We start from the raw sequence: 12,017 nt of genomic DNA, 5'->3' as shown, positions 1-12,017 counted from the left end.
CGTTCCCATCTCGAACACGACCGTTAAGCCTTCCAGCGTCGATGGTACTTGAACCGCAGGGTTCTGGGAGAGTAGAACGTTGCCAAGCAGTTTCCCTAATGGGAGCTTTAATCGAAGATTAAAGTCTCTCTGCATGGGTATTTTTTTTGTCTGGGGCCATAGCTCAGCTGGGAGAGCGCCTGCCTTGCAAGCAGGAGGTCAGCGGTTCGATCCCGCTTGGCTCCACCATTATTCCCTGATAGCTCAGTTGGTAGAGCACTCGACTGTTAATCGAGTTGTCACAGGTTCGAGTCCTGTTCGGGGAGCCATTCTTTCAAGGCCCGTTGGTCAAGTGGTTAAGACACCTCCCTTTCACGGAGGTAACAGGGGTTCGAGTCCCCTACGGGTCACCATTTTCTTAGTCCTATGGAGGCTTAGCTCAGCTGGGAGAGCATCTGCCTTACAAGCAGAGGGTCGGCGGTTCGATCCCGTCAGCCTCCACCATTTAATTGGGTAGAGAAAAAGATTTCGGCGCTATAGCCAAGTGGTAAGGCAGAGCTCTGCAAAAGCTTTACCCCCAGTTCGAATCTGGGTAGCGCCTTTATATATAAGCCGGAGTGGCGGAATCGGCAGACGCACAGGACTTAAAATCCTGCGGTAGGTGACTACCGTACCAGTTCAAGTCTGGTCTTCGGCATTTTTTAACCTCATAGATGCGCCCTTAGCTCAGCTGGATAGAGTATTTGACTACGAATCAAAAGGTCGGGAGTTCGAATCTCTCAGGGCGCGCCATCTTTGCTTAAACAAACTACGCGGGCGTAGTTTAATGGTAGAACTTCAGCCTTCCAAGCTGATCGCGCGGGTTCGATTCCCGCCGCCCGCTTACAAGAAAAAGACCACCACTGGGTGGTCTTTTTCATTGCACAGGCAGGGAAGAGAACCCGCAGAGGTTCGACAGTCCGTGAACACTGCATTGAATAGGCTGTGTAGGACGAGCGTCCAAATATACCACTAGTTGCTTCCGTAGGAAGCTTTTAAATCCGAATTTGGAGTATTCCCGCCGCCCGCTTACAAGAAAAAGACCACCTCTGGGTGGTCTTTTTCATTGAATAGCTAGGTGGTGTGTGTATTACTTCAACGGCAAAAACTCATTCGTATACAAATCCTTCACCGGAATATCCTCTTTGATCATGCCGGCTTCTTTCATTTGGCTAACGAGTGTTTTCCAGCGTTCATCGGACATGTAGCCAACGCCGTGGGCTTTGGCATCGCCGCCGAAGATGAAGTCTTTGGCAACGGCTTGCGCATCCTTCAGATGATCGACGTCGTAGTCTTTGTTAACGCCGTTAAGGGCATTATTGACTTCGTCGCCGTGCGCGTAGTAATAGTCCCAGCCTTCGCTGGTGGCTTTGATATAGCGCTTAATCAAGTCGGGATTTTTCTTGATAAAGTCATCGGTGGCAATAACGACGTTGCCGTAAGGGTTGTAGCCAAGGTCTGCGTTCAGGAACCAATCGACGTTAACACCTTGTTTTTTCAGAACGTAGGGCTCGTTGGTAGCAAAGCCTTGGGTGATGGAATCTTTATCTGCGGTGAAGCCCGCGAGAGAGCCTGTGTAGTTCTGAATTTGTACTTTGTCGAGCTTGTATTTGTAGCTGATGTACTGCCAGAATGGGAAGCCGACGGCTGTGTACACTTTACGTCCGTTAAGGTCTTCGATTTTCTTGATGCCGGAGTCCTTATGGAAAATCAGGTTTTGAGGATTGGTTTGCAGATTGGCATAGATAACTTTGACGGGAATCCCTTCCTTGCGGGCAAGGACAACTTCATCGGCATTGGCCATCGCAAATTGCACTTTACCGCCAGCAACGAGTTGAACGTTGGAAACTTGAGGTCCGCCTTGTTGAAGCGTAATGTCGATGCCAGCTTTCTCATAGATTTTCGCCAGCTGCGCAGCGTAGTGTCCACCCATTTCTGGTTGGGCAAACCAGCTCATCGCTTGAGTGATTTTGTCAGGCGCTTTCGTGGTTGTTGCGGCCGTTGATGCTGCAGGTGTTCCGGACGTTGTTGATGTACTCGTTCCACAAGCAGAGAGCAGAAGAACTGTTGCAAGTGCGGCTGTACCTACCTTTGTTTTCCCCAGTAATGTCATTCGAAATCTCCCCATTCCCTTTAATTGTTTTTTATGTCTAGTTTTCTTATATCTTCCAAGCGATCTGCAGCTGTCTGCCAGCAACAGGAACGCCACGAACACTAACGACCTCGCGCGGAGGGGCTGCCGCTGCGGCATGCTCGGCATTCACCGCAGCTAGGAGGATGAAGTCGGCAGGATCGCCGATTTGGAAGGTCCCTGCGGTAGAGCCTAGGTGCGGATAAACGGAACGCAGGCGCTCATCGTCATTCCAACGGTACATATCCGCCATTCTTCGGGCCCGCATGAGCTGATCGGTGAAACCGAAGGGTGTCCATGCATCCAGCCCGGTATGGTCGGAGCCGAGGTAAACTCGCACGCCTTCAGCTCTTAATTGCGCCACGCGAGGCATCGCGGAATCGATCGGCACACTGGTGATAATGGCGATATCTAATAGGGCCAAACGTTTTGCTATCGTAAGGGATTCGCTCTCGGATACCTCACCTAAGCAGTAGGCGTGGCTAACGGCGACTTTGCCCATTTTACCCGTCTGTTCGGTGTAGTCCATGATGCGCTCCAAGGTGAAGAGTCCTAGGTGTCCAGGGTCGTGCAAGTGAATATCGACTTCGGCGTCATGAGCGACACTCATTTCAAAGATGGCCTGTAAGCTAGCCTCGATATCGCGGTCTACGCCAGCAGGATCCACGCCGCCGACAATTGTGGCGCCCTCCTGAAGGGCTTGTTTAATGAGGTTAATCGATTGTGAACGAATCAGCCCTTGCTGTGGGAACGCGACAATCTCGATAGTTAATGTCCCTAAGAATTCCTCCTGAAGCTCCCGCACCATGGCAAGATGGGATAAACCGATTTCCGGGTCAATGTCGACATGAACACGGAGTCGGGTCGTTCCGAAATCCAGCATCTGCTGCAAGATGCCTCTCGCACGTGCCTTTTGCCCACTTTTGAGAGGAGCTAAGAGGTCTTTCTCCATTTGAAATTGATCGTATAAAGAAGCAACTTGGTGCCGTGAAATCCACTGATCATCAGGGAATGCCTTATCCAAATGCACGTGATAGTCTTTGAAAGTAGGCAACATGAGCATGCCTTGTGCGTCCCAAGAGGGAGTCTCCTCACTATTCACAGCAGGTGCGATCTCGGCGATAACGCCTTGTTTCAATAACAGGTTATGTAGGGCGCCATTAACAAGAACGTTACTTAGCCATTGTTCCATCGTGCTAACTCCTTTCGCAGCGGAAAAGCGTAGTGTCTGTTTTCTAGTCTGGTTACTTTATTTCAGATAATTTCGGAAGAGAAAAGCTAGCTTCAAGCGCAGGAGATCACTCATCTTTTTAAAATCCATCTGCAATAAATCTGCGATTTTCTCCAGTCGGTACGAAACCGTATTACGATGAACAAAGAGATAGCGGCTTGTTTCATTGATGGACCCGTCATACTCAAAATAAACTTCCAAGGTTAACGCCAGCTCGGGATCGACCTGCTTGTTCTTGCCGTAAATGGGCTCCAATACGTAGTTGTAATATCCTCGCATGGCTTCCTCGGACAGATGCTGGAACAGGGAGAATAGCTCGATGGAATCATGATGCAGGACAGTTTGGCTCATACGCAGTCGCTCAGCGGCGTGGTGCGTTTCCAAGCATTCCTTGAATGCGTTGTAGATGAGTTCAGGTTGAGCCTTCACACGACTGACCCAGCAGTGTAGACCAGCGACAGAGGTTTTGGAAGTTAAATGTGACAAGCAGGAATTTAGTGAAGTCAGGAAGTCTTTTTTATGAAAAGTTTGTTCCTCCGGAAGAGCGAAGATCGAGAACAATCCATCTGCCAAGTAGAAGTGCTCTGATTCATACTGCTGCAACTGAGGATGATAGATCAGCAACTGGCGAACCTCATTAAGCAGCCTAGTTGCACCAGGTTGTTCCGACGGGATCGTCGTAAGCACACATTGGTAGGTGGTGGACATGACGGTGAGATGGTAGCTTTTGCAGCTTTTCATGAAATCGTGAAAGGATAGCTCCCGCTGGAAAAAGTCCATAAACACTTGACTAAGCGCATGTTGGCGTGAGGGGTCTTTACCTTTTTGAATATCGAGTCCGAGATGATAGGTTAAGATTTCGGCAGCTTGATGGAACAAAGCTTCCTCTTCCTTCAACATCAACGGAGAATTCACATACACCTTGAAAAAGCCCGTGCAGCCTAGTGAATCCATCAGCGGGATGCGGAAGCATCGGGTGTCTCCGAAGCCCTCCCATTGCGGGGATTTCGTCCATGGCCATTGGTGAAGGATGATCTCTTCCGACCAAGAAGTGTTATGAAAGAGCACATTGCCACCCTGCCCGAATACGGCGATTGGTTGCCCTAGAATACCTGAGATCATATGAAAAATATCCGAGGATTCCTTATTGCGCAGGGCGAATTGCATGAGCTGTTTTTGTTTTTCTAGAACAGTCTGCAGTTTCTTGGTTGTCTTCGTGTGCTCCGCGTTGAATAAAGCGTCCATCTGATCGGAAAAAGTGAATTCGAAAGGCAGCTCTAGGATCGGCATTTCGAGTCGATTGGCTTCGTCGTACAGCTCTTGTGGAATTTGATCCCAATATCGGCCTACTTTGATGCCTAGCCCTGCTCCGCCTCGCTCATCCAACATCCGTAAAGTGGAAAGGGCCATATCCAGGTGATCTTTCATGACAAAGGCAGTCGTAAACAGCATCTCGCCGGATTTGATCCAATCGCCCGCATCGGGGGCATCCATGACATTGACGGATCGCAGAATACGTGACAGACCTTTTTCTCCAGCAACTAATTTGGCACGTGACAAAGGGTAAATGGTTAACGCTTCTTCAACGGTCAGGTGCATCTAATCCCCGCCTTTCCTCATTAGGAGCTCACTTGTTCATTGTAAAAGGTCGTCTGCTTTACAGTTGAGGCAACCAGTTGTCCTCGCTTCCAGACATAGCGTCTGGGTACTCGTTCATAGAAGGCACTGCGCAGATTAGTTGATTCGAATAGCACGAGATCAGCATCCGCTCCGATGTACAGGCCATAATTCTCAAGTTCTAATGCTTTCGCCGCACGGGTTGTCGCCATCTCAATAAGTGTGACAACGTCCTGCTTGGAGCCCATATACGTGGTATGTGCGAGGAGCATGCCTGTGTCCAGTGGATCTGCTGTGCCGAAAGGTGTAAAAGGATTCTGGATGTTATTGCTTCCATAGATCACATTGGCTCCTTGCTCCAAAAGGAGGGGCACAGGGGTTAGTCCCCGCCTGTGACGGTGATCGTCTCCGCGTCCGTTCAGATACAGGTCTGTTGCTGGTAAGGACATGACATGGATGCCTGCTTCGGCAATAGCTGTGCAGATGACTTGGGCTTCTTCATAAGGGAGTGAACCAAGTGAAGTAAGATGGCCCACGCTTACGCGCCCTTGCATCTCATACGCATGCGTCATGCGGATGATGCTGAGAATGGCTAACATGGACGGGTCGTCGGAGAAGTCTACGTGTAAGTCTATGGATTTGTTGAAAGTTTTGGCTAAGTTAAAAACAGTGCTAAGATGCGCTTGTAAATCTGCATCCTGATACGTGATTCCACCGACGACATCGGCGCCAAGTTGTAAGGCTTGGATGAGTAGTTCTTCTGTTCCAGGCTGCTTGGCGATGCCTTCTTGTGGGAAGGCGACGATTTGCAGCGTGATCTGATTGAAGTAGCGCTCCTTCAGCGCTAACATCACTTCGAAACCGATAAGGCCAACAATAGGATCAATCTCAACATGACAACGCATGTGAGTCACACCATTGGCAATGGCTTGTTGGATCACTTGGATCGAACGGGTCTCGATATCTGTTGAGGTGAAGGAATGTTTAAGCTCCAAGGTGGAGGCGATCGCTTGCTCGATCGAGAAGGCGTCTTTCGTCATGAGATTCAATAGAAAGGCTTTATCCAGATGAATATGTGGTTCTATTAGACCGGGGAGTAGAACTCGCCCGTTGGCTTCAATTAGCTGCCCAGCGCTGAGAGCGTTAGGGTTGCCAGGGAGATGCTCCTGAAGGTAGATAATTTTCCCATCTCGAATTCCGACATCCATCAAGGTGCCGAAGTGGGGGTTGGAGAAGCATCGAATGATCAAATCAGGTTCCATACCTTTGCACCTCTTTTTATGTAAGGGAATATGACATAACTTCGATTTGTTAACTGAATTATAGGTCTGTTCGCTCGGAACAGTCAATGATCTGGTAGATGGATTGTGTTTTTTATTAAAATAGGCAGGTGGATTGTGATTATGTAAATTTAAATGTAAGTAAACATGACACAATCGATTTAGAGATGTGGATTTCAATGTCTTGCGCTCTTTTGTTATACTAAAAGATAAGATTTTACGCGTGTAACGGAGGGTTACTGTGCAAAAAGGTGAAAGAACTCGCAAGCATATTATCGCTCAGGCCGCGGAGCTGTTTAACCAGAAGGGATATGCAGGTTCATCCTTATCGGATATTACGGAGCTGACAGGCATTAAGAAGGGCGGGATTTATCGCCATTTTGCCAGTAAGGACGAGATTGCTCTGGAAGCCTATGACTATGCAGGTAGCGTAGTTAGTGGGAAAATGAACGATGCCATTCGTGCGGAAGAGACCGCCAGTGGCAAGTTGTTAGCCTATTTGCGCGTGTATGAAAATGTGGTAGAAACGCCGCCATTTATCGGAGGATGCCCACTGTTGAACTTAGCTACCGAGAGCGACGATAGTCATCCTATTTTGCGAGAACGGGCTCAGCGTGGACTAAAGAGTACATTAAACAACATGAAAGAGATTATTTCCGAAGGTGTTCAAAATGGCGAATTCAAAGCGGATCTCGATATCGAGGCTTTGGCGACTTTCACGCTTTCTGTAATGGAAGGCGGCATTATGATGAGCAAGCTTGAAGGGGACAACCGACATATTCGTATGAATATCGAGAACCTCGCCAAGTATCTAAAGGGATTTTGCATCCGCTGAAGCTGGGTTAGAGCAGATATAGATTGTGAGAAGATGAATGGGGATGAACGTATGGCGCGGCAGCGATATAGCAACTTAGATCCAAATGCGAAGACGAAGACATGGAAAGAAGTACGTCGCTGGCAGAAAGAGCGGAAGGGTAAAGTGAAAGATCTGAGCTTCCGGATTGGCCAATCTGAGCATAAACGGCAGGAGCTGCTGAAGAATAATCAGGGTGAAGTCACGATCACATGGATCGGGCATGCAACCTTTTTGCTGCAAGTAGGTGGAGTGACGATTGTAACCGACCCCGTATGGGCCACTCGAATGGGCTTTAGTCCAAGGCTCGAGGAGCCAGGTTTATCTATAGAAGAGCTCCCGCCTGTTGATGTAATATTGCTTTCCCACGCGCATTACGATCACTTGCATGTGGGTTCGTTGAAAAAGCTGCGAGGCACGCCATACGTACTTGTACCCGAAGGACTAGGCTCTAAGGTGCGGAAGCTAGGGTTCAGCACGGTCTATGAATTGCCATGGTGGGGCAGTCAGACCATCGGCCAGCTGGAGTTCCATTTCGTGCCTGCGCAGCATTGGACAAGACGTACGTTAACCGATACGAATACCTCGCTATGGGGCGGATGGATTGTGAAGCGGAGCGAGGCGTTGGAGGGAGAGCAGCATCTTCCTGCGATCTACTTCGCTGGCGATAGCGGGTACTTCGAAGGATTTCGGGAGATTGGTGCGAAATTTCCGGGTATCGGTTACGCGCTGATGCCGATTGGCGCCTACGAGCCGGAGTGGTTCATGGGGATGCAGCACGTTTCCCCAGAGGAAGCGGTGCAGGCGTTTCTTGATGTCGGAGCGCAGGAGTTCATTCCGATGCATTATGGGGCATTTCGTCTTGCCGATGATACGCCCAAAGAGGCATTGGATCGATTGCTGGCGGATTGGCAGCGGAGGGGTCTTGACCCAAGCTTGCTGCGGTTGTTGAAGCATGGGGAAACATTGATAGCCAAGTGAACCGAGGAATAGGACGTGCAGTAGAGGTGCTTGATTAGAGGATGAGAGTCCTGAAATCAAGCACCTCTACGCGTTTCGCGGGGTGCATTTAGCTGCGATTAAAGGCTGCTGTGGCCTTGGTTTTGTTCCACGTGACTTCGATAAGATAATCTCCTTGAGGTAAATTCGTGAAGGATTTCGAATCTGTATAGGATTGGCCTGGCTCCAAATCTAAGTAATCTTTGATCGCCACGGCGCCTAGTTCGAATACGGCTTGATCTTTCAAAAGGGTATACTTTGCGCCGCCAATGACAGTGATCTTGTCTTTAGTTTGATTCGTGAACGTATAAGTTACTTTCGTTTCTTTGAGTCCATTGTCTACCGTCACGATGCCCTGCATGGCAGGGAGGGCGACCTCCTTCGGAGTTGAAAATACTGGTTTCGCTGAGCTTTCCGGTGGTGTGACCTCGCTCTTCGAGCATCCTGCAAGGAATATTGAAATGCTTAGTACACCGAGTATGGCATAACGCATTAGGATCATCTGAAGCCCACCCTTATATAGAATTTGTCTGACATGACTGACGGAGGGAGATTGAGATAAGTTGCAGGTGGACTGGAACTTTTGGGTTGGGGACTTCCGTCAGGGGAGAGGCCTAATGGTTTACTAAGATGATGAATGACAAAAATCAAAAAATGTCATTTGATTTTTGTCATTCATCATCTTATAATAAAGTTAATAAGGTTCGGGGAAGGCGACTCTACCTTCTCACTACATCGAAAAGGCGGGATTGTGCATGGTGCAGAAATTAACGGGTAAAGTAGCTTTGGTTACGGGCGCATCGAGAGGGATCGGTCAGAAGATTGCAGAAGAGCTTGCGCTGCACGGGGCTAAAGTTGTTGTAAATTACGCAAGCAGTCCGGGAAAAGCGGAGGAAGTCGTTAACGGCATTAAGCAACAAGGCGGAGAAGCTGTCGCGATTGGGGCGGATATTAGCCAAGTGGCGCAAGTGGAGCTTTTGTTCCAGAAGACGTTGGAGGCGTATGGGCAGGTTGATATTTTGGTCAATAATGCGGGGATTATGATTACGAAACCGATTCTCTCGATTACCGAGGAGGATTTCGACAGGCAGTTTAACATTAATGTGAAAGGGACATTCTTTGCAATTCAGCAAGCGGCGCTGCATATGAAGGAGAATGGTCGGATTATCAATTTTTCTACTTCAGTTAATGGGCAAATGTTCCCTGGGTACAGCTCCTATGCGGGTACGAAAGGCGCTGTTGAACAATTCACGCGTCAGCTCGCCAAAGAGTTCGGACCTAAAGGTATTACGATAAATGCCATTGCACCAGGACCGGTAAATACCGAATTGTTCACAGTGGGGAAGTCAGAGGAACAAATCAAAGCGGTCGCTAATACGAATTCGTTCGGCCGCATGGGAGAAGCGGAAGATATTTCGCGCGTTGTACTATTCCTAGCCAGCGAGGAGTCGCAGTGGGTAACGGGACAAACACTTCGAGTGAATGGCGGTTTTATTTAAAATGACAAAGAATGAGTTGCCGTTATCGAAGGATGAGATTTTGGATGCAGCGGAGCAAGTGCTTCGGCGGTATGGACCGGACAAAACGTCCGTTGTAGACATAGCTAAGGTGCTGCAAGTGAGTCATGGGACGTTGTATCGGCATTTTGAAAGTAAAGCCGCGCTGCGGGAAGCGGTGACATCGCGTTGGTTGCATACGAGCATTGCAGTTCCTTTGGAAGCAATTGCGAGTGGAACTGGCGGTAGTGCCGTTGAGCGGTTGCGTTTGTGGTTAGACACGTTGATTCAAACCAAGCGGAAATTCGCTGCTGAAGATGCGGAAATGTTTGCGATGTATGCGAACGTTACGGTCATTGAAGTTGAAATGATTAGCACCCACATGTATCGCTTAATAAAGCAGCTAGAACAGATCATTGAGGCAGGGATGGCGAGTAAAGAGTTGAAGCAAGGTAACTCAGAATCGCTTGCTAGAGCCGTTTTCTTAGCTACCTCACGTTTCCATCATCCATCACATGCGGGGGAATGGGCAATGGGGAGTTTGGGTGAGGACTTCGAGAGTGTCTGGCAGTTATTACTAGGGGGGTTAACATGATCAAACCCAAACGATTAAAGTCAGGCTCCCAAATAGCTATTATTTCTCCTTCCAATGGACTGCCTTATTTATTCCCGGATATTTATGAGATGGGCTTGAAGCATCTGGGGGAGGTTTTTGGTCTGGAAGTTGTTGAAATGCCATCGGCAAGGATGTCACCGGAGGAACTGTATAAGAATCCGCAATTGCGTGCGCAGGATATTAATCGTTGTTTTGAAAATGAAGACATAGATGGGATCATCACTTCCATTGGTGGATATGAGTCGGTAAGGATTTTACCTTTTTTAAATAAGGAATTGATCATGAGTCATCCTAAATTTATTATGGGATTTTCGGATGCGACGACATTCTTAACGTACTTAAATAATTTGGGGATGGTAACGTTCTATGGGCCATCTGTTATGGCTGGAATCGCACAGCTGAGAAGTCTCCCTAATGCCTATAAGGAGCATCTAAAGGCGATGTTGTTTGAAGAGCAGTTTCCATATCGCTATACGCCATATCAAGCATGGACGAACGGTTATAAAGACTGGAGCCATCTGGAAACCTTGGGTGAGTGTCAACCGTTTATAGAGAATGAGAAGGGTTGGACGTTTCTACAGGGGGAAGCGATTGAGCAAGGGAATCTGTGGGGCGGCTGCATCGAAGTACTAGAGTTTATGAAATCGACGATCTACTGGCCGCAGGATGATTTCTGGCAGGATAAGGTTTTATTTTTCGAAACATCAGAAGAGAAGCCATCACCAATGCAAGTTGGATATATGCTGCGGAATTATGGGATGCAGGGCATCTTTTCACGTATTAAAGGCGTCATATTTGGGAGAGCGAAGGATTATAGCGCAGCTGAGAATGTAGAGCTTAGAGAGATCCTCGTGAGTATTATTGCAAAAGAGTTTGGAGCGGAGCGTGTACCGATTGTTGTTGATTTTGACTTTGGGCATACAGATCCGAAATTGATTCTGCCTCTTGGTGGGCGAGTGGAGTTAAATCCGGGGACGAATGAGGTTATTTTGTTGGAGAGTCCTTTTGAATGATGGAAAAGTAGGAGGATTTGCATAAGTGAGTAAAGTTGAATGTGGCATCTATACAATGTGCTTAGTCCAAGATGGGGATAAGGTGCTTCTGATAAATCGTCCCGCGTCCAAAGGGTTTCCCGGATATCTTGGCCCAGGCGGTAAGGTGGATTTGGCGGAGAGTTTCACGGAGGGAGCCGTCCGAGAATTGTGGGAGGAAACGGGACTCGTGGTGAAACCGGAAGACCTCATATACAAGGGCGTCGATGAATATTTAGTTCCCGAAAAAAACTATAGATATATGGTGTTTAATTATCTGACTCGGACATTTACTGGGGAGTTGCTAACTGATCCACCTGAAGGGGAATTAGCCTGGATAGATATTGACGATGCTTTACAGATGCCGATGCAAGATTGGTTTAAGCGGAGGTTTCCTTTATTTTTTGAGTCGGGAACTTTTGAAATTTCGGTTGTGTGGGATGAGACGAAACAATGTATAATCGAAGAAAAAGTAAGAAGATTAGGTTGATAGAATGATCCTAAAAACAACATGAGAGGGTAGCAGATTAATATGAGCGAAACGGTAAGTTTGAGTCTTGGAGGCTCCTACGTTGTGGCACCAGATAATCCTAGAAAGACTAAGAATCGTGGTCGGAAATGTATGATTCTTGCTTTCGAGCTTAACGACGAGGAGTTAGATATTCGGGTCATCTATCTAGATACGAGTAGGGAAGTATTGCTAAAGTTCAGTGATTTGAAGCCGATTACAGAGTAGATCCAAGTA

At 48.0% G+C, this 12,017-nt stretch carries 12 protein-coding genes, 8 tRNA genes and 1 rRNA gene; 16 read left to right on the top strand and 5 right to left on the bottom strand.

Annotation, left to right across the window (positions count from 1 at the left end):
- From rrf to L6I86_RS33840, 9 genes are all read left to right on the top strand, one after another.
- Positions 1 to 88 (top strand): 5S ribosomal RNA (gene rrf / locus L6I86_RS33880); the annotation flags it as partial.
- A gap of 64 nt (positions 89 to 152) precedes the next feature.
- A tRNA-Ala gene (locus L6I86_RS33875) sits at positions 153 to 228 on the top strand.
- A gap of 4 nt (positions 229 to 232) precedes the next feature.
- Positions 233 to 308, top strand: a tRNA-Asn gene (locus tag L6I86_RS33870).
- A gap of 9 nt (positions 309 to 317) precedes the next feature.
- Positions 318 to 392: transfer RNA gene (locus L6I86_RS33865), tRNA-Glu, on the top strand.
- 15 nt (positions 393 to 407) lie between these two features.
- Positions 408 to 483, top strand: a tRNA-Val gene (locus tag L6I86_RS33860).
- A gap of 26 nt (positions 484 to 509) precedes the next feature.
- Positions 510 to 580, top strand: a tRNA-Cys gene (locus L6I86_RS33855).
- A 10-nt stretch (positions 581 to 590) separates the two neighbouring features.
- Positions 591 to 676: transfer RNA gene (locus L6I86_RS33850), tRNA-Leu, on the top strand.
- An 18-nt stretch (positions 677 to 694) separates the two neighbouring features.
- A tRNA-Arg gene (locus L6I86_RS33845) sits at positions 695 to 771 on the top strand.
- Positions 772 to 791: 20 nt separating this feature from the next.
- Positions 792 to 862: transfer RNA gene (locus L6I86_RS33840), tRNA-Gly, on the top strand.
- Positions 863 to 1,108: 246 nt separating this feature from the next.
- On the opposite strand, the gene L6I86_RS33835 is transcribed toward L6I86_RS33840, so the two are convergent.
- Genes L6I86_RS33835 through L6I86_RS33820 form a run of 4 tightly spaced genes read right to left on the bottom strand, consistent with a single transcriptional unit; the run spans position 1,109 to position 6,259 of the window.
- Positions 1,109 to 2,131 (bottom strand): ABC transporter substrate-binding protein, encoded by a 1,023-nt coding sequence (locus L6I86_RS33835; protein ID WP_236293173.1) that lies wholly within the window; start codon positions 2,129 to 2,131, stop codon positions 1,109 to 1,111.
- A 46-nt stretch (positions 2,132 to 2,177) separates the two neighbouring features.
- Positions 2,178 to 3,341 carry an amidohydrolase family protein gene (locus L6I86_RS33830; protein ID WP_236293171.1) on the bottom strand — a complete coding sequence of 388 codons (1,164 nt, stop codon included), beginning with the start codon at positions 3,339 to 3,341 and terminating at the stop codon, positions 2,178 to 2,180.
- Between the two features lie 57 nt (positions 3,342 to 3,398).
- On the bottom strand, positions 3,399 to 4,979 hold the full coding sequence (locus L6I86_RS33825) for a PucR family transcriptional regulator (protein WP_236293168.1): 1,581 nt from the start codon (positions 4,977 to 4,979) through the stop codon (positions 3,399 to 3,401).
- A gap of 20 nt (positions 4,980 to 4,999) precedes the next feature.
- Positions 5,000 to 6,259 (bottom strand): amidohydrolase family protein, encoded by a 1,260-nt coding sequence (locus L6I86_RS33820; protein WP_236293166.1) that lies wholly within the window; start codon positions 6,257 to 6,259, stop codon positions 5,000 to 5,002.
- Positions 6,260 to 6,518: 259 nt separating this feature from the next.
- Here L6I86_RS33820 and L6I86_RS33815 point away from each other — a divergent pair, with 259 nt between their 5' ends.
- Both L6I86_RS33815 and L6I86_RS33810 read left to right on the top strand, forming a co-directional pair.
- Positions 6,519 to 7,112, top strand: coding sequence for a TetR/AcrR family transcriptional regulator (locus L6I86_RS33815; RefSeq protein WP_236293165.1), 594 nt, complete (start codon positions 6,519 to 6,521; stop codon positions 7,110 to 7,112).
- Positions 7,113 to 7,163: 51 nt separating this feature from the next.
- Positions 7,164 to 8,111, top strand: coding sequence for an MBL fold metallo-hydrolase (locus L6I86_RS33810; protein WP_236293164.1), 948 nt, complete (start codon positions 7,164 to 7,166; stop codon positions 8,109 to 8,111).
- A gap of 88 nt (positions 8,112 to 8,199) precedes the next feature.
- On the opposite strand, the gene L6I86_RS33805 is transcribed toward L6I86_RS33810, so the two are convergent.
- Positions 8,200 to 8,631: a hypothetical protein gene (locus L6I86_RS33805; protein WP_236293163.1), complete on the bottom strand. Its 432-nt coding sequence runs from the start codon at positions 8,629 to 8,631 to the stop codon at positions 8,200 to 8,202.
- A 253-nt stretch (positions 8,632 to 8,884) separates the two neighbouring features.
- Here L6I86_RS33805 and L6I86_RS33800 point away from each other — a divergent pair, with 253 nt between their 5' ends.
- Genes L6I86_RS33800 through L6I86_RS33780 form a run of 5 tightly spaced genes read left to right on the top strand, consistent with a single transcriptional unit; the run spans position 8,885 to position 12,008 of the window.
- Positions 8,885 to 9,628 (top strand): SDR family oxidoreductase, encoded by a 744-nt coding sequence (locus tag L6I86_RS33800; protein WP_420851964.1) that lies wholly within the window; start codon positions 8,885 to 8,887, stop codon positions 9,626 to 9,628.
- Position 9,629: 1 nt separating this feature from the next.
- Entirely contained in the window at positions 9,630 to 10,220 is a 591-nt protein-coding gene (locus tag L6I86_RS33795; protein WP_236293162.1) for a TetR/AcrR family transcriptional regulator, read from the top strand.
- Positions 10,217 to 11,254 carry a S66 peptidase family protein gene (locus L6I86_RS33790; RefSeq protein ID WP_236293161.1) on the top strand — a complete coding sequence of 346 codons (1,038 nt, stop codon included), beginning with the start codon at positions 10,217 to 10,219 and terminating at the stop codon, positions 11,252 to 11,254. The genes L6I86_RS33795 and L6I86_RS33790 overlap by 4 nt, the downstream gene beginning before the upstream one ends.
- A 55-nt stretch (positions 11,255 to 11,309) precedes the next feature.
- Positions 11,310 to 11,762, top strand: coding sequence for an NUDIX domain-containing protein (locus L6I86_RS33785; RefSeq protein WP_236293175.1), 453 nt, complete (start codon positions 11,310 to 11,312; stop codon positions 11,760 to 11,762).
- Positions 11,763 to 11,804: 42 nt separating this feature from the next.
- Complete coding sequence (locus L6I86_RS33780) at positions 11,805 to 12,008, top strand: hypothetical protein (RefSeq protein ID WP_157256981.1); 204 nt, start codon at positions 11,805 to 11,807, stop codon at positions 12,006 to 12,008.
- Positions 12,009 to 12,017 lie beyond the last annotated feature (9 nt).

The organism is Paenibacillus allorhizoplanae (genome assembly GCF_927798215.1).
GTDB classification, from domain to species: Bacteria; Bacillota; Bacilli; order Paenibacillales; family NBRC-103111; genus Paenibacillus_E; species Paenibacillus_E allorhizoplanae.
Note: the sequence above shows the minus strand (reverse complement) of the source record. Positions and strands in the feature narration are given on the sequence as shown.